Origin of the sequence: Haloarchaeobius marinus, assembly GCF_051207415.1 — an archaeon.
Lineage (GTDB): Archaea > Halobacteriota > Halobacteria > Halobacteriales > Natrialbaceae > Haloarchaeobius.
The window spans coordinates 237694-253644 of the sequence record NZ_JBPKGD010000001.1; the positions used below are offsets into that span (position 1 = coordinate 237694).

Genomic DNA, 15951 nt, shown 5'->3' on the forward strand with positions numbered 1-15951 from the left:
GACCCACTCCGGGGGTCTGGTCCGAAGGTGTTGCGATTCGACGCGGGGGCCGTCCCGGTCAGTTCGTCACCGCGAGTCGGTCATCGAGGACGGCGAAGCCGCGGTCGAGGTCGTCGAGCAGGTCCTCGAGGCTCTCGACGCCGACGGAGACGCGGACGAGCGTGTCGGTGATACCGAGAGCCTCGCGCTCCTCGCGCGGGAGCGGTTCGTGGGTCATGCCCGCCGGGAGTTCGATGAGCGACTCGACCCCGCCGAGCGAGACGGCGAGGCTGAACTCCTCGAGTTCCTCGAGGAACGCCTTCGCGTCGGCCATGTCGCCCGCGAGTTCGAAGCTGAGGACGCCGCCGTAGCCCGACATCTGCTCGCTGGCGAGGTCGTGCTGGGGGTGGCTCTCCAGGCCGGGGTAGTACACCGACTCGACGAGGTCGTGGTCCTCGAGGTACGTCGCGATGGCGCCGGCGTTGGCCTCGTGCTGGCGCATCCGCATCGGGAGCGTCTTCATCCCGCGCAGGAGGAGGTAACTGTCGAACGGTGCGAGCATGTCGCCGACGCCGACCTGCTGGAGGAAGCCGACCTCCTCGGCGAGGTCGTCGTCGTTCGTGACGACGGCGCCGCCGACGGAGTCCGAGTGGCCGTTGAGGTACTTCGTCGTGGAGTGCGCCACCACGTCGGCGCCGAGTTCCAGGGGTTGCTGGAAGAACGGGCTCATGAACGTGTTGTCGACGCCGAACGTCGCGCCGTACTCGTCGGCCAGGTCCGCGATGGCGGCGACGTCACAGAGGTTCATCCGCGGGTTCGTCGGCGTCTCCATCCAGACGAGTCGCGTCCCGTCGGTCATCGCCGCCGCGACGTTCCCGGTGTCGGTCGCGTCGACGAACGTCACGTCGACGCCGAGGCGCGACTCGAAGACGCCCTCGAACATCCGCCGGGTCCCCGCGTAGAGGTCGTCGAAGGCGACGACGTGGTCGCCCGGTTCGACCGTGCCGAGGACGGTCGTGAAGATCGCCGCCGTCCCGGAGGAGAAGGCCATCGCGTGCTCGCCGCCCTCGAGTGCGGCCAGGCGCTCCTCGACGGCGTGGCGCGTCGGGTTCGAGAGCCGGGAGTAGACGAACTCGCCCGCGCTCGGGTCGACGTCCTCGAGGCGCATCTCGGTGTCGAGTCCCTCGAGGGCGAACGTCGACGCCAGGTGTATCGGCGAGACGACGTCGCCGACCTGCTTCGCTCCGGGCGTGGGTTCTTCGCCGCGAGAAACTGCCAGCGTCTCGAATCGCTTCTCGAGTTCCTTGTCGTCCATCGTCTACAGGAATGCACCAAATCGGCTAATAACTTTTCAAACGTTAGTAATTTTCACGATTTGGTTTATTATTCGAGCGTATCCCCGTCGGTTCGCCGACATCTGCGTGCGAACGACGGGTCGCCTGGACGGCGCTGACTGCGGAGACGGAGTGGCTCAGGCGGTGCAGCGCCGGACAGACTCGAAGTCGCCCGACGCGATGGCGTCCACGACCGCCGCGGCGTCCACCTCGGGGACCGTGCTCGGGTACTTGCGGCCGAAGTAGCCGACGACGTTCCCGACGTCGCGTTCGAGGAACTCGTCGGCGTTCTCGTGGTCGCTCGGGACGGCCTGGGGCCAGTCGAAGACCGTGACCCCGTCGCTGTCGACGAACACGTTGTACTCGCTCATGTCGGCGTGGACGTACCCCTGCCGGTACGCCTCGGCCATCTCGGAGAGGACGAGGTCGAGGACGCCGACGACCTGTGCGTCCTCCAGTTTCGCACGCGAGAGTTCGACGCCGGTCATCTTCTCCATCACGATGGCGTGGCGGTTGTGGTCGACAGGTCGGGGGACCGACACCTGCGGGTAGAGTTCTTCGAGGCGTTCGTACTCGCGTTCTGCCGCCTTGCGGGCGGTGTACAGCCAGGAGACGTGGTCCCGGTCGGAGGTGTAGTCGCGTTCTTTCATCACCTCGCGGAAGTTGGTGTACCCCTCCCGGTGGTACTTCAGCGCCATCGGCTGGTAGGACTGCACCTCGTACACGTCGGACTCCTTGCCGACCCCCAGCGAGGACCCGACGCCCTGGATGGTATCGCGCTCCGCGAAGGTGTGGAGCGCGAGCGCGTCGTACCCCTCGAACTGGAGTTTGTACCCCTCGTACTGGATGGTCTTCCGTTCGAGCAACCCCCGGTCGAGACACCGGTCCAGTCGGTAGTCGACCTCCTCCGCGGTGAGTCGCGAGAACTTCGGAATCTTGGAGAGCTGGACCCACTCCGAAAAGCGCATCCCCTGCTCGACGCCCGAGAGGAGGTGGAAGTCCTCGGGTTCGAGGTCCGCCATCAGCGGGGCGACGTTCTGCACCATGGCGACCCGTAACCGGTCACAGCGTAAAAGCCCGATGTGTCCGGGGTCTGTTCCCGGGGTGGAGACCGTCCCGCGTCACGGAACGGTCGGGGCGGGGCCCTGGAGCGTCCCCGGGGACGACGTGCGTTCAGAACTCGTCCGCCAGCGTCGCCTGTCGGTCGCCCGGGAGCGCCGACTCGTGTTCGAGCAGGCGACGCTTCAGGTCGACCCGGTCGCCCGCCGTCTCGCCCGAGAACCCGCCGAGCCAGTTCGTCCCGACGACCCGGTGACAGGGGACGACGAGCGGGACCGGGTTCCGGCCGCATGCCTGCCCGACGGCGACGGCGCTGGTGTCGAGGTCCGCCGCCAGCTCGCCGTAGGTCCGGGTCTCGCCCGGCGGAATCTCGGCCATCGCACGCATAACCCGTCCGGTGAAGGTGTCCGGGAACGTGACCGCCACGTCGAACGCCGTCCGGTCGCCGCGCTCGTACTCGCGGACCTGTTCTCGAATCGCTTCCGGGGAGGCGTCCAGCAGGCTGTCGTCGAGGTCGAACGACCCGCCGAGGACCGACACGTGCATGTCTCGGCATGGGACCGACGGGACCCTAACGCTGTCGACGGTCCGCAACCCCCATGGTCCGGGGGCGCCAACCTCGGTACATGACCGAGGTCGAGACGCGCGAGTGGCGCTTGATCCGCGAGGAGTCGCGGGACGGCCCGACGAACATGGCGCTCGACGAGATCGCCGCGAAGTCGGCCACCGAGGACGGCGTCAGGACCCTCCGGGTCTACCGGTGGGAGCCGAGTTGCCTCTCGCTGGGCTACCGGCAGTCGCCCGGGAGCGTCGACTGGGAGTACTGCGAGCGCGAGGGCATCGACGTGACCCGGCGACCGACCGGCGGCGGCGGCATCTACCACGACGAGTACGCGGACATCTCCTACTCCATCGTCGCGCCCGCCGACGAACTCCCGGGCGACCTGATGGAGTGTTACGACCTGCTCTGTACGCCGGTCCTCGACGCGTTCGACCGGATGGGCGTCGACGCTGACTTCGCCGACGACGAGCACCCCGCCATCCACGAACCGGCCTGTTACCTCCGGGACGTCCACCCGGCCCACGACGTGCTCGCGTCCGGGCGGAAGATATCCGGCAACGCCCAGTACCGCCAGCGCGAGGCGGTCATCCAGCACGGGTCGCTGTCGTACTCGCTGGCGAGCGACCGTCACTGCGGGGTCTTCGACGGGAAACCCGACACCGACGCGTTCGAGGGACGCGTGACGAGCGTCCGCGACGAGGCGGGCATCGACCGCGACGAGGCCGTCGGCGCCGTCGAGTCCGCGCTCGCCGACTGGGCCGACGCCGACGAGGGCGGGTGGTCGGTCGACGAACTCGCGGCCGCCGCGGACCTTGCAGACAGCAAGTACCGGTCCGACGCCTGGACCAAGGACCGGACCGTTCCTAGCTGATTAGGGGTAGCTCTCATTCGTCTGGTCGGAATAGACCGTGTGTATGTCCATCAAACCTGACAGCGACGTTGCATCCCTGTTCGAGAAGGTCACCGGCGAGACCGAGGTCGTCGACGAGCAGGAGGAGACGGTCAGCCACGACGCGGCGACGGACGAGGACGAGGCGTACTACGACGAGGCCAGAGAGGACGGGTTGGACGACGCAGTCGCCGAACCCGACGTCGACTGACGACCGGTTCACACCCACTCCGGTCGGCTTCTCTGCGGTCCTGACTACGACGCTTCGATACACATTTCCTGTCTGACTCCTTGCGCTCGGACATGCTCAGAGTCGGTGCGCACGAGTCGATTGCAGGGGGCGTCTACAACGCGGTCGATAGCCAGCTCGACGACGGCGGTAACTGCGGGCAGATATTCACGCACTCGCCGCAGGTGTGGCAAGACCCGAACATCGACGACGACGAGGCGGAGCAGTTCCGCGCGAAGTCGACCGACAACGACGTCGGTCCGTGGGTCATCCACTCGTCGTACCTCGTCAACCTCTGCACGCCGAAGGACGGCCTGCGCGAGAAGTCCATCGACTCCATGCAGAAGGAGGTCGACGCCGCGGCCAAACTCGACGTCCCGTACGTCAACGTCCACCTCGGCGCACACACCGGGGCCGGCGTCGACGGCGGACTCGACAACGCCGCCAGCGCGCTGGACGAACTCGACGTGCCCGACGGCGTCACCGTCCTCGTCGAGTCCGACGCCGGGTCGGGGACGAAACTCGGCGGCGACTTCGACCACCTCGCCGAGGTGCTCGACCGGTCGGCGCAGGACCTCGAGGTCTGTCTCGACACGGCACACATGTTCGCCGCGGGGTACGACCTCTCCTCGCCCGAGGCCGTCGCGGAGACGCTGGCCGAGTTCGACGACGTCGTCGGCTTCGAGAAACTGTCGTGCGTCCACCTCAACGACTCGAAGCACGAGTGCGGGACGAACAAGGACGAACACGCACACGTCGGCGAGGGCTACATCGGCGAGGACGGCATGCGGGCGTTCGTCAACCACGAGGCCGTCCGGGAGGTCCCGCTCGTACTGGAGACGCCGACGGAGGACGGCAAGAGCTTCGCCTGGAACATCCAGCGTGTGAAGGACCTGCGGGAGTAGGGAGATTCGAGCGAAGCGAGAATCTCCGTTATCCGAACGGGGAACGGAGGTGAGCCGTGAGGGGTAGCGAAGAACCTCGGATTGCGAACGGGGAGCGCTGCGACGCCTTTTCCCCCACGTCGCCGACCGACCGGCTTTTTTGCCGGGACCCCGAAGGACGGGCGTGCGACGCTTCGACGCAGAGTACCTCGAGACGACACGCGAGGGGATGTGGGCCGACTCCCGGGAGGCGCTGGCACCGCTCTCGCTGGCCGACCGGGACAGCGTCCTCGACGTGGGCTGTGGTACCGGCGAGTTGACGGGGGTGCTCGCCGAGGAGACCGACGGGACCGTGGTCGGCGTCGACGCCGACCGGTCCCTGCTCGCTCACGCCCGCGAGGTCGCGCCGGTCGTCGCCGGTGACGCGACGCGACTGCCGTTCCCCGACGACAGCTTCGACCTCGTGGTCTGCCAGGCCTTGCTCATCAACCTGCCCGACCCCGCGGCCGCCGTCCGGGAGTTCGCCCGGGTCGCACGCGACGCGGTGGCGGCGGTCGAACCGGACAACGCTGCGGTGACGGTCCGGTCGACGGTCGACGCCGAGGCGAGACTGGCCCGTCGTGCACGCGAGGCGTACGTCGACGGCGTCGGGACCGACGTCGCCCTCGGTGCGGACGCGAGCGAGGTGTTCGCGTCCGTCGGCCTGCGAGACGTGGAGACGCGACGATACGACCACACGCGCGTCGTCGAACCGCCGTACGAGCAACCCGAACTGGAGGCGGCGACCCGGAAGGCCAGCGGTGCGGGACTGGCGAGCGACGCGACAGAGATCCGTCGGTCGCTCTCGACCGGGGAGTACGACGAACTTCGGGCGGACTGGCGCGAGATGGGCCGGTCGGTGGTCGAACAGATGCAGGCGGCGGACTACCGTCGCGTCGAGACGGTCCCGTTCTTCGTGACGGTCGGGTCGGTGTGACCGGGGGGTCGACAGGCTTTTTCGCCTCCGCACGCCACGGGTCCCCGTGGACGATTCGTTCGAACACTCCGACGCGTTCGACGCCCTGAGCGACCCGACGAGGGTGGCCATCGTCGAGGCGCTCGTGACGGCCCGTCGCGAGGACCCCGGGGAACCGGCGCTCTCCTTCTCCGACCTCCGTGACCGGGTCGACGTCGACGACTCGGGGCGGTTCAACTACCACCTCCAGAAGCTACGGGACCGCTTCGTCGAGAAGTCCGACGCCGGCTACGAACTGAACTACGCGGGCAAACAGGTCGCGGCGGCCATCCTGGCGGGCGTGCTGGACGAGGACGTCTCGCTGTCCCCCGTCTCGCTCGACCAGGAGTGTCCCATCTGCGAGGGGCAGGTGTCGGCGGGGTACGACGCGGGGAAGATGACTGTCCGGTGCGAAGCAGACCACCGACTCTACCAGACGCCGGCGCCACCGGCGGCGGTGGCCGGTCGGACCGTCGAGGAACTGCTCGAGTTCACGCTGGACCTGACACACAGCAGACTCCTGCTCAACGCTCGTGGCGTCTGTCCGGACTGTTACGGCCCCGTCGAGAACGAGGTGTCGTTCGTCGAGTACAACGACGCGGAGTTTCACGCGCTGCTCTCGGCGTGCGAGCGCTGTGGAACGACGATGCAGTCGTCGCTGGGCGTCTGTCTCCTCCACGAACCCGACCTCGTCACCTTCTACCGCGACCACGGCGTCGACGTGCGCGAGACCCACCTGTGGTTGCTCGACGTGCTACAGGAACCGGCCGAGCAGGTGTCGGACGACCCGCCACGGTACCGACTCGAGACGACCGTCGACGGCGAGACGTTCGGGGCGACGCTCGACAGCGAGGGCAACGTGCTGGAGACGCGGCGGCGCGACGGACAGGCGACCGAGTGACTGGTCGGCCGTCCGACCGAGGTACGACACCGACCCGGCGAACTGGTCCAGCGCAACGGCACGTTCAGGTTCGAACCCGGGTTCGAATAGTCGGGCCACCTCGCGGATAAATTATCAGATTCTATGCAGAAAAGTCGTTCTGAAAACCGTTATCCTCCGCGCAGGTCACGGTGGCTGTATGGACGAGCGAGTCCGCGAACACGCACGTATCATCGTCGACCACTCCATCGACCTCCAGGAGGGCGACGAGGTCCTCCTCTCGGGCGGCACCCTCGCCGAAGACCTCGTCGTCGCGCTTCACGAGGAGATCGGGAAGCGTGGGGCGTTCCCGGTCGTCTGGGGCCGCCCCTCGCGAGCACACCGGGCGTTCATGCACGCGATGGACCCCGAGAACTACGACGACGTACCGGATACGCTCGCTTCGATGGTCGAGAACGTCGACGCCGCCATCGGCATCCGCGCGGCGAAGAACACCCACGAGCAGGGCGACGTCCCGCCGGAGAAGAACACGGCGATGGCGACGCTGTTCCAGCCCATCCAGTCGAAGATGATGGCGAAACGCTGGGTCGGGACACAGTACCCCGCGTCGGGGAACGCCCAGGACGCCGAGATGAGCACCGAAGCGTACGAGGAGTTCGTCTGGAACGCCATCAACAAGGATTGGGAGGAACAGCGCGAGTTCCAGCAGCCGATGGCGGACAGGCTCGACGAGGGCAGCGAGGTCCACATCGTCTCCGGGGACACGACCGACGTCGTGATGAGCATCGAGGGGACCGTCGGCAAGAACGACTACGCCGAGAACAACCTGCCCGGCGGCGAGGTGTTCACCGCGCCCGTCCCCGACAGCGTCGAGGGCGAGGTGCTGTTCGACATGCCGCTGATGGCGCACGGTCGCGAGGTACAGGACGTGTACCTGCAGTTCGAGGACGGCGAGGTCGTCGACTTCGGCGCGGCGAAGAACGAGGAGGTCCTGGCGGCGGTGCTCGAGACCGACGAGGGCGCGAACCGCGTCGGCGAACTGGGCATCGGGATGAACCGGGACATCGACCGGTTCACGTACAACATGCTGTTCGACGAGAAGATGGGCGATACCGTCCACATGGCGCTGGGCCGCGCCTACGAGGAGAACGTCCCCGAGGACAGTGACGTCGAGCGCAACGAGTCCGCCATCCACATGGACATGATCGTCGACATGAGCGAGGACTCCAGCATCACCATCGACGGCGAGGTCGTCCAGCGAGACGGCACCTTCTGGTTCGAAGACGGGTTCGAGAGGTAGGGAGGTTCCGAGCGAAGCGAGGAACCTCCAATCGGAACGGCGAACGAAGTGAGCCGTGCCGTAGAGACGGGGTCGACGCGTCCATCAGGCAACGTCCGACCCTGGACCTCCACCCCGGCGCGCGAGTCGGTCACACGACGTCGCCACGGACCGTCGCTCCCTCTTGCTGTTCCCGCCACTCGTGCAGTTCAGCCGCCGCGTCTTCGGCCTGGCCCTCCTCCAGTCCGAGCATCTCGAGCGCCCGCGAGAGGGTCGGGAGGGCGAGTTCCGACTCCCGTAGCTTCCGCATCGCCTCGTCGCTGCGCTGGCCGTCGACCCAGAGGCACACCCCGCGAGGGTCGAGCAGGGTCGACCAGTCCTCGCGGCGCTTCGCGCCGACGAGGCGCTGGGTGACGTTGTCGTCGAAGCTAGCGTTGCAGACCTCGAGGTGGATGGGAACGTCGTCGTCGCCGACGAGGTGCGCCGCGAGGCACTTCTCGGGCGCGGCGTGGCCGTTCGAGTTGGCGCGGAGGTGCTCGGGGTGTGCGTCGGCCCACTCAGTCCGGACGGTCTGGCCGACGCCCTCGACGCCGTACTCGGCTTCGAACTCCTCGGCCCGGTCGGCGTCGCCACCGAGCAGGATGTCCTTGGTGAGGTAGACGTCGAGTCGGTCGACCGGGTCCAGTCCGAGGGCGACGTCGCCGTACACCCAGACCTCCCGGACGGGGACGGGCATCGTCTCGGTCTCGACCGTCGCGAGTATCGACTCGACGCGGTCGAGTGCGTCGTCGCGTGAGAGACTCATCACCGGCGGGTTGGAGGCGAACGGGAAAAACGTCCGCGGTCCGCCGTCGCGTCGCCGTCGCGTGCAGGAACCGAGCGACGTGACCGACTCAGGCGCGTTTCGCCTGGTCCGTCGAGACGTGGACCGTCTTCTCGACGGTGGCGTGGACGGTGCCGTCGGCGGCGACGACGTCGACCTCGTACTCCCGGTCCACGGCGTCCCGCGTCTCGAGTGTGCGCTGGATGGAGTGGAGTTCCCTGTCGGGGAGTCGGAACTGGGCGTAGAGGTCCTCCGTGCCCGGGCGTCTGAAGCGAATCGAGGCGGCCTTGTCCCAGACGACGTACTCGTCGGGGAGCGCCTGGATGAGCATCATCGCGTAGATGGGGTCGCAGGCCCCGTAGATGCTCCCGCCGAACGTCGTGCCCATGTAGTTGCGCGTCCGGAGGTTCCGGGGGATCTCGACCCGGACCTCCTGCCAGTCCGCGGCGATGTACCGGACCCGGCCACCGGTTCCGCGGTACGACGGCCACAGGTTGAATCCCCAGCGTTGCACCTTCGTCCGCCACGACTCGGTCATTGCTGGATGGACGTCGGTGGGCTACCTCAGTTCTGTGGAACGGGAGACGCGTCGTCCCGGGTTGTCCCGGCGGTGCGAACGCGGACGCCGTCGCGTCAGCGCGGTTCTGACGAGCAGCCAGTTCCGCTGCTCGCCGTCATCCCTGTCCGCAGGTCGTGCTGTCGACCAGCGTCCCCCCGGGGCCGACCAGCGTGACGCGGCCGCCAGGACAGAGTCGCTCGTCGCGGTTCGCGCCCCTGAGGTACTTCTTCGGTTCGGACCGCTGGACCGCCTCGACGACGCTCGTGGACTCGACGGCGACCCAGCCACCCGGCGAGAGCGTGAGGCGGTCGAACTCGTGGACGAACCCGTCGTCGTACTCGAGGACGTACCCCCGCATCTCGACTTCGACCTCGCCGTCGTTGTGGACGTAGACGCGCTCCCCGCGTCGGCCGGGACGGACGACCTCCAGGCGGAGGACGGCGTCGGGCGGGTGCGTACCGGGCGGTTCGACGGTGTCGAACGTGCCGGTGCAACCGGCGAGTCCGGCGACGGCCGCGGTCAGGACGGCACGCCGGGAGACCGAAGGCATACCCTGGCGTTGCCGGGCACGGTACTAATACGTGTCCGACGTGGCGTCCCGTGCCGACGCGTCGCCCCGTGCCGACGCGTCGCCCCGTCGCGCTCCCCGGCCACCACCGTCAGTCCATGGTCGGTGAGTGTACCGCACTGTGTCGTCACACGTCCTGTTGTCCGGTATCGCGGGTCGGAAACCCCGGACGATGCACTCGCGGTTCTCCGGCGTTTATGTCGTCGCCCGCCGTGGAGAACGGTATGCGCTATCGCGTCACGAACGACGACGGGGAGCGCGACCTCGTCTTCGTCCTCGGATGGGGGAACCGGGTGGACCACGAGAACGTTGCGTGGCAGGTCGACCGGTTCGTCGCCGCCGGCTACCGCGTCCACGCGCTCCAGATTCCCGACTTCCCCGGTGACTTCTACCGGGACTACGTCGACCCGGTCCGGACGTACGTCGCGGACCTCGACGAGTACCGCGTCGTCGGCCACAGCACTGGCGGCCTCATCGCGGCGTACCTCGACGGAGCCGAGACGACGACGTACCTGAGTCCCTGGTGGGACTTCCCGCCCGACACGCCTGCGGTGGTCGTCTCGTTGCTCGCCCGACTCGGCGTCCGGGCGAAGGTCGTCCCGTCGAGCGTCGACGACCGGTCGGCTATCGGCGCACTCGCGACCGACCGGCAGCTGTCGGACGTCCCGTCTCGCGTCTCGCCGCGGTTCCTCCGCGAGGCGAGCAGGGGGCATCGCGAACGCCCGCCGGTCGACGACGACGCCGTCGTGTTCGCCACCCTGCGCGACCGGGTGGTCAGCGTCCGCGCCATCGGCGATGCCGTCGCCGCCGAGCAGGTGAGACTGTACGACGGCGGGCACGAACTGTTCTCCTCGCACGGGCGCGAGGACTGCCTCGACGACCTGCTCGCGGCGGTCGACGGCGACGTCGACGCGGTCTGACCCCGAGCGTCGAAGACGAAACCGGTTTCCCCGCCGGGGCCTAGCCGTCATCCATGACCGAGTGCACCAAGTGCGACCGCGAGGCGGTCATGCACGCCGCCTACTCCGGGTCGCACCTCTGTGAGGCACACTTCTGTGCGTCCGTCGAGAAGCGGGTGCGCCGTCGCATCCGCGAGGACGGACTGGTGCCACGCGACGCGACGCCCGAGGACCCCGAGACGTGGGTCGTCGGTCTCTCCGGCGGGAAGGACAGCGTCGTGCTCACGTCTATCCTCGACCAGACGTTCGCCGAGGACCCCCGCATCGAACTCGTCGCACTCACCATCCACGAGGGCATCGAGGGCTACCGAGACGAGAGCGTCGACGCCTGCGTCGAACTGGCCGCTGACCTCTCGATGCGCCACGAACTCGTCAGCTACGAGGACGAGTTCGGCGTCCGGATGGACGACGTCGTCGAGGACGACCCGGAGAACATGGCCGCCTGTGCGTACTGCGGCGTGTTCCGCCGTGACCTCCTCGACGGCTACGCCGAGGAGTTCGGCGCGGACAAACTCCTGACGGGTCACAACCTCGACGACGAGGCCCAGACCGCGATGATGAACTTCCTCGAGGGCGACGTCGGGCAGATGGCCAAGCACTTCGACGCCTCCCTCGGCGGGTTCGCCGAGGACGACCCGTCGGCCCGCACCGACCAGGACCACTTCGTCCCCCGGGCCAAGCCCTTGCGAGACGTCCCCGAGAAGGAGGTGGCGCTCTACTGCCACCTCCAGGACCTGCCCGCCCACATCACCGAGTGCCCGCACGCCAGCGAGGCCTACCGCGGGGAGATACAGCAACTGCTGTACGACCTGGAGGAGAACCACCCGGGGACCCGCCACTCCATCATGGCCGGCTACGAGGAACTGGCGAGCATCGTCGCGGAGGAGCGCCGCGACGACTCCGGCGAGACGGTCGACCTGAACGAGTGCGTCGAGTGCGGGTCGACGACCACACGCGAGGTCTGCCGGAAGTGCAGCCTCCTCGACGCACTCTCTGCGGCCTGACTCTCCCCGTCGCGAGTGTAATACACGGCCGACAGGCCCGAAACGGATTTCTGCCACGGCCCGGAACGGCGTCCATGGGACTGTTCGACAGCCTCCGGGCGCTGCTCCGGTCTGCGTCCGACGACGCGCCGTCGGACCCGGCCGAGCGGGCGACGCCCGGGTCCGACCCCGAGCGCATGTACGGGACGTCGCCCGGGTCCGACGGGTCGGCCGACGGACGGACAGACCGGGACGACCCGCCGACCGACCCACCGGAGCGGTTCGCGTACGAGGCGGAGGAGTGTGCCGACCTCTGGGCCGAGTACGACCTCGACTTCACGGTCGACTCGCTCTCGAGACTCGACGACGTCGCCGAACGCTTCGGCGACCAGTTCGCGGGCGTCGAACCGGACCCGAACGGGGACGCCGACGCCCGGTCGTTCGACCGCGTCGTCCGTTCGTTCGGCAGTTACCTCGGCGAGACGCTGGTCCGCGACGCTGGCGACGAGTGGCGCGACCGCGGTGGCTGGGTGGTCGTCGACGATTCGTCGGACCGTGACCCTGTCGACCCGTTCGCCGTCGCTACCGACGCGTTCAGGACGGAGGCCACGTTTACGTCGGTCACCGAGTCCGGAGCTGACGGCTGACCGGTGACTGACGTTCGGCCGAGAAGTCGATGGACGACCTGCCGCTCGACGTCAGCGGATGACGTCGAGACCGTTGTTCTGCTCCGTCGCCTCCTGGCCGCCGTCGCCCCAGGTGCTTCCGGAACTCTGACTACCACCGGCGGGCGTCCCACTCACAGGTTCCGCGTCGAAGTCGGTGCTGCCGCCGTCGAGGGCCTTCCGGGACTTGTCCGCCTGCTTCTGGGTCGACGGCCCGAGCACCTGTGCGCTCTGGACGCCGGTCATGATGGCCATGACGCGGACCTTGCCCTTGTAGCTCTCCTGGATGCGTGCGCCCCAGATGACGTTCGCGCTCGCTTCCAGTCGCTCGGTGATGTTGTTCGCGATGCCCTCGGCCTCTTTCAGCGTGAGGTCGGGGCCACCCGTGATGTGGACGAGTCCACCGGATGCACCACGGTAGTCCACGTCCAGCAGGGGGTGGTTCATGGCGTCGTTCACCACCTCGCGGGTCTTGTTCTTGTCCTGTGTCTCGCCGACGAGCATGACCGCGACCCCACCCTGGTTCATGATCGAGGTCATGTCGGCGTAGTCGAGATTGATGAGACTCGGTTGCGTGATGGTCTCGGAGATGCCCTTGACGGTCTCGGCGATGATCTGGTCCATCACGGAGAACGCCTTGCCGATCGGCAGGTTGGGCACGTAGTCGAGCAGGCGGTTGTTGTCGAGGACGATGATGGAGTCCGCTTCTTCGCGGAGCTTCTCCAGTCCCTCCTCGGCCTTGACCGTCCGTGCACGCTCTACGTTGAACGGCGTCGACACCATGCCGACGACGATAGCGCCCTGCTCCTTGGCGATGCTGGAGACGACCGGGGCGGCACCGGTCCCGGTACCGCCGCCCATGCCGGCTGTCACGAACACGAGGTCGGCGTCGCCGAGGACCTCCTTGACCGTTCCCTGGGCCATCTCGGTCGCGCGCTCGCCCATCGAGGGGTCGCCGCCCGCGCCGAGACCGTTGGTCAGGGACTTGCCGACGAGTATCTTCGTGTCGGCCTCGATCATCTTGAGGTGCTGCTTGTCCGTGTTGATGGCGACGGTGTCGGCGCCTTCGACGCCGATGTTGTACAGGCGGTTGACCGTGTTGTTACCGGCGCCGCCACAGCCGACGATGACGATCCGCGGGTCGCCGAACTCCTCGCCCGTCGACGCCGCCTGCTGTTTCTGCTCTCGTTCTTCGTGTTCGAGGGCTTCTTGAACGATGTCCTGCATCGTTAGACCTTGGCCCAGCTACGCTGGGTTTCGTTCTGTCGGTCTCCTTGCTCGTTGAGCATCTCTCGGACGGCCGACCGGATCGCTTCGCTCCGGTTCGGAAACTCGCCCGTCTCGACCATCTGTTCGACTTCTTCTATCTGCTGCTTCGGTATTCGCAGTGTCACACGCTCCATGGTTCAGATTCCCCTTTGGTAAGACGCGTTGCGTGCGAACCGGTAGCACGCGAAATGTCGTACACACCGTTTTCGTAGCCGAGAGCCCCGTATTCTCTCGAACTTGGGTGTGTAAGACAATCGTCTTACGCGACTGTATGGACTATGTCATACGTAATAAAAGTACCGCCCGATCGACCCGTCGCGGCGTATACGTGCGTTTTACACCATCTCGGGGCGTTCTACGTGGAGTCGAGTACGTCGGCAGCCGGCGTTCGACGACCACACCCCGGACAGAACGCCCAGTCGGAGCGAATCTCGTCGCCACAGTCGCAGAAGACCCGTCGAGAGGCCTTCTCGCCGCAGTTCGGGCAGTATACGTGGTCGCCGTCCAGGGCGTCACCGCACTGGTTGCACGTCCGCGCGGTGACACCGTCGTCCGACACGGGCGACGTCGCCACCGGTTCGTCCGACGAGTCCGTGGGCTCTGTGGTCCCACCTTCGACGTTGACGTTGACGTTGACGTCCTGCTGGCGCGTTTGCAGGTAGCTCTCGACGCGCCGGTCGACGAGGTCCATCACCCGGTCCTCGAGGACCGCATCCAGCGTCCCGTCGGCCACGTCCTCCTCGACGGCCCCGGCGGTCGGCGCGTCTCCCGCGTCGTCGACGTCCGCGTCCCGCCCGACCGTGACGCTACTCGCGACCGGTGGCTCCTCGTCGAGGTACGCGCGCAGCGCCTCGCGGACGAGCTGGCTCTTCGACTCCTCGCGGGCGTCGAGGCGTTCGACCAGGTCCTCGTCCGCACGCACGGTGATCTTGCTCATGGCCGGTTCGGCTAATATACAGGCAGCCAGCTATTTCAATCTAACTGGTGTGTCCGACGCCCCTCGCACCGTCGCCCGTCGCAACCTCGATTGGTACGAGGTGGCGCACCCCCCACGAATGACAACCCTTATGTCGGATTCAGCGTCTACGTCAGAGTGCGCCCGCCCTTAGCTCAGACTGGTAGAGCAGTCGACTGTAGATCGACTTGTCCCCCGTTCAAATCGGGGAGGGCGGACTTTCTCACCGAACGATTCAGAGCCGAGCGGTGCCGCGCCATCGTGCGATTCCATCTCGGCGTGTTTGGGTCGAACAGGTCACCTGACTCGGGTGACCGTCGTCGTGCGTTCGCGTATAGCCGAATGTATCGGGGAACCTGGAGTCTTTCGGCCTGAAAGCGCGTACTGCTGTCAGTCGGACCCACAAGTCTTGGGCGGCGTGTTTTTATACAGCGCGTAGAATCCGGTGCCATAGAGAGAGGCCACCCCGACCCGAAAATCGGTCTACTGAGAGCCCAGACAAATGCGACCAACGTGGGTGCAAGACCCAACATCGGCCAGATACGCGATCTTGGAAACTCCCCGTGAAGGCCGCCCGCTTGTCATAGGCTAGTGGTCTTATTGCGCGATGATGTGGTCTCCATCGACGTACCCGACACGATAGTACGTATCTTCACGGCGAAGAAACACTTCCAAGGTTTCCCCATTGCCGGTTCGCTGTTCGATGCGGTCTCGAATGGTCTCGAGAGCCGGCGGTTTGGACCCTTGTTGCACTGTGTACTCTTCCTCCGAAATCGCTGTTCGGACGATTTCTTGGGCTTCCGTGGAGAGGTCACTGAACACAAGCGAATCGATGGATTCTTGCTCAGATTCCGTCAGTGAGACTTCTTCGAGCCAGAATCGGACCGGTGGTAGGTCTACCGTTCCCTGTGAGGAGTCATCGCTACCGATTGTTGACGTTCCCTGTGAGGAGTCGTCAGTGCCGATTGTTGAGAGACACCCAGCGAACGACGTCGTCAGCGCGATCCCCATACCCGAGAGAAGCTCGCGTCGGTTCACAATGACTCCACCATTCACACGCTGGTACTGTGGCTCGTAGTGA

At 66.8% G+C, this 15951-nt stretch carries 19 protein-coding genes and 1 tRNA gene; 10 read left to right on the forward strand and 10 right to left on the reverse strand.

Translation table 11 applies throughout. From position 1 onward, the window contains the following. Positions 1-58: 58 nt before the first annotated feature. The 3 genes from ACSC1W_RS01275 to ACSC1W_RS01285 form a co-directional block, all read right to left on the reverse strand. On the reverse strand, positions 59-1294 hold the full coding sequence (locus tag ACSC1W_RS01275) for a trans-sulfuration enzyme family protein (RefSeq protein WP_435344707.1): 1236 nt from the start codon (positions 1292-1294) through the stop codon (positions 59-61). A gap of 156 nt (positions 1295-1450) precedes the next feature. Then, positions 1451-2359, reverse strand: a complete 909-nt coding sequence (locus tag ACSC1W_RS01280; protein WP_435344709.1) for a serine/threonine-protein kinase RIO2 — start codon at positions 2357-2359, stop codon at positions 1451-1453. Between the two features lie 127 nt (positions 2360-2486). After that, the gene (locus tag ACSC1W_RS01285; protein WP_435344711.1) at positions 2487-2918 is read right to left on the reverse strand and encodes a methylated-DNA--[protein]-cysteine S-methyltransferase; all 432 of its coding nucleotides are present in this window, start codon (positions 2916-2918) and stop codon (positions 2487-2489) included. Between the two features lie 80 nt (positions 2919-2998). On the opposite strand from ACSC1W_RS01285, the gene ACSC1W_RS01290 reads away from it, so the two are divergent. From ACSC1W_RS01290 to ACSC1W_RS01315, 6 genes are all read left to right on the forward strand, one after another. Then, positions 2999-3805, forward strand: a complete 807-nt coding sequence (locus ACSC1W_RS01290; RefSeq protein ID WP_435344712.1) for a lipoate--protein ligase family protein — start codon at positions 2999-3001, stop codon at positions 3803-3805. 43 nt (positions 3806-3848) lie between these two features. After that, on the forward strand, positions 3849-4034 hold the full coding sequence (locus ACSC1W_RS01295; protein ID WP_435344714.1) for a hypothetical protein: 186 nt from the start codon (positions 3849-3851) through the stop codon (positions 4032-4034). Positions 4035-4126: 92 nt separating this feature from the next. Beyond that, a complete protein-coding gene (locus ACSC1W_RS01300) occupies positions 4127-4957 on the forward strand; it encodes a deoxyribonuclease IV (protein WP_435344716.1) in 831 nt (276 codons plus the stop codon). Positions 4958-5120: 163 nt separating this feature from the next. Further along, complete coding sequence (locus ACSC1W_RS01305) at positions 5121-5912, forward strand: class I SAM-dependent methyltransferase (protein ID WP_435344718.1); 792 nt, start codon at positions 5121-5123, stop codon at positions 5910-5912. A 46-nt stretch (positions 5913-5958) separates the two neighbouring features. Next, on the forward strand, positions 5959-6831 hold the full coding sequence (locus tag ACSC1W_RS01310; RefSeq protein WP_435344720.1) for a DUF7351 domain-containing protein: 873 nt from the start codon (positions 5959-5961) through the stop codon (positions 6829-6831). A 178-nt stretch (positions 6832-7009) separates the two neighbouring features. Further along, positions 7010-8110 (forward strand): aminopeptidase, encoded by a 1101-nt coding sequence (locus ACSC1W_RS01315; RefSeq protein WP_435344722.1) that lies wholly within the window; start codon positions 7010-7012, stop codon positions 8108-8110. Between the two features lie 130 nt (positions 8111-8240). On the opposite strand, the gene ACSC1W_RS01320 is transcribed toward ACSC1W_RS01315, so the two are convergent. The 3 genes from ACSC1W_RS01320 to ACSC1W_RS01330 all read right to left on the reverse strand — a co-directional run bounded on the left by ACSC1W_RS01320 (position 8241) and on the right by ACSC1W_RS01330 (position 10021). Further along, positions 8241-8894, reverse strand: coding sequence for a DUF7095 family protein (locus ACSC1W_RS01320; RefSeq protein ID WP_435344723.1), 654 nt, complete (start codon positions 8892-8894; stop codon positions 8241-8243). An 88-nt stretch (positions 8895-8982) separates the two neighbouring features. Further along, positions 8983-9450, reverse strand: coding sequence for a DUF4442 domain-containing protein (locus ACSC1W_RS01325; RefSeq protein ID WP_435344725.1), 468 nt, complete (start codon positions 9448-9450; stop codon positions 8983-8985). A 136-nt stretch (positions 9451-9586) separates the two neighbouring features. Further along, positions 9587-10021: a lamin tail domain-containing protein gene (locus ACSC1W_RS01330; RefSeq protein ID WP_435344726.1), complete on the reverse strand. Its 435-nt coding sequence runs from the start codon at positions 10019-10021 to the stop codon at positions 9587-9589. Between the two features lie 242 nt (positions 10022-10263). Between ACSC1W_RS01330 and ACSC1W_RS01335 the strand changes: the two genes are divergently transcribed. The 3 genes from ACSC1W_RS01335 to ACSC1W_RS01345 all read left to right on the forward strand — a co-directional run bounded on the left by ACSC1W_RS01335 (position 10264) and on the right by ACSC1W_RS01345 (position 12628). Then, positions 10264-10959 (forward strand): alpha/beta fold hydrolase, encoded by a 696-nt coding sequence (locus tag ACSC1W_RS01335; protein WP_435344728.1) that lies wholly within the window; start codon positions 10264-10266, stop codon positions 10957-10959. A 53-nt stretch (positions 10960-11012) separates the two neighbouring features. Then, positions 11013-12002, forward strand: coding sequence for a tRNA 2-thiolation protein NcsA (gene ncsA / locus ACSC1W_RS01340; RefSeq protein ID WP_435344730.1), 990 nt, complete (start codon positions 11013-11015; stop codon positions 12000-12002). Positions 12003-12076: 74 nt separating this feature from the next. After that, the gene (locus tag ACSC1W_RS01345) at positions 12077-12628 is read left to right on the forward strand and encodes a hypothetical protein (RefSeq protein ID WP_435344732.1); all 552 of its coding nucleotides are present in this window, start codon (positions 12077-12079) and stop codon (positions 12626-12628) included. A 51-nt stretch (positions 12629-12679) separates the two neighbouring features. On the opposite strand, the gene ftsZ is transcribed toward ACSC1W_RS01345, so the two are convergent. From ftsZ to ACSC1W_RS01360, 3 genes are all read right to left on the reverse strand, one after another. Next, on the reverse strand, positions 12680-13873 hold the full coding sequence (gene ftsZ, locus ACSC1W_RS01350) for a cell division protein FtsZ (RefSeq protein WP_435344734.1): 1194 nt from the start codon (positions 13871-13873) through the stop codon (positions 12680-12682). A 2-nt stretch (positions 13874-13875) separates the two neighbouring features. Beyond that, complete coding sequence (gene cdrS, locus ACSC1W_RS01355) at positions 13876-14049, reverse strand: transcriptional regulator CdrS (RefSeq protein ID WP_435344736.1); 174 nt, start codon at positions 14047-14049, stop codon at positions 13876-13878. A 221-nt stretch (positions 14050-14270) separates the two neighbouring features. After that, complete coding sequence (locus tag ACSC1W_RS01360; protein ID WP_435344738.1) at positions 14271-14852, reverse strand: double zinc ribbon domain-containing protein; 582 nt, start codon at positions 14850-14852, stop codon at positions 14271-14273. 162 nt (positions 14853-15014) lie between these two features. On the opposite strand from ACSC1W_RS01360, the gene ACSC1W_RS01365 reads away from it, so the two are divergent. Then, positions 15015-15088, forward strand: a tRNA-Tyr gene (locus ACSC1W_RS01365). A 379-nt stretch (positions 15089-15467) separates the two neighbouring features. On the opposite strand, the gene ACSC1W_RS01370 is transcribed toward ACSC1W_RS01365, so the two are convergent. After that, the gene (locus ACSC1W_RS01370; protein ID WP_435344740.1) at positions 15468-15908 is read right to left on the reverse strand and encodes a hypothetical protein; all 441 of its coding nucleotides are present in this window, start codon (positions 15906-15908) and stop codon (positions 15468-15470) included. Positions 15909-15951 lie beyond the last annotated feature (43 nt).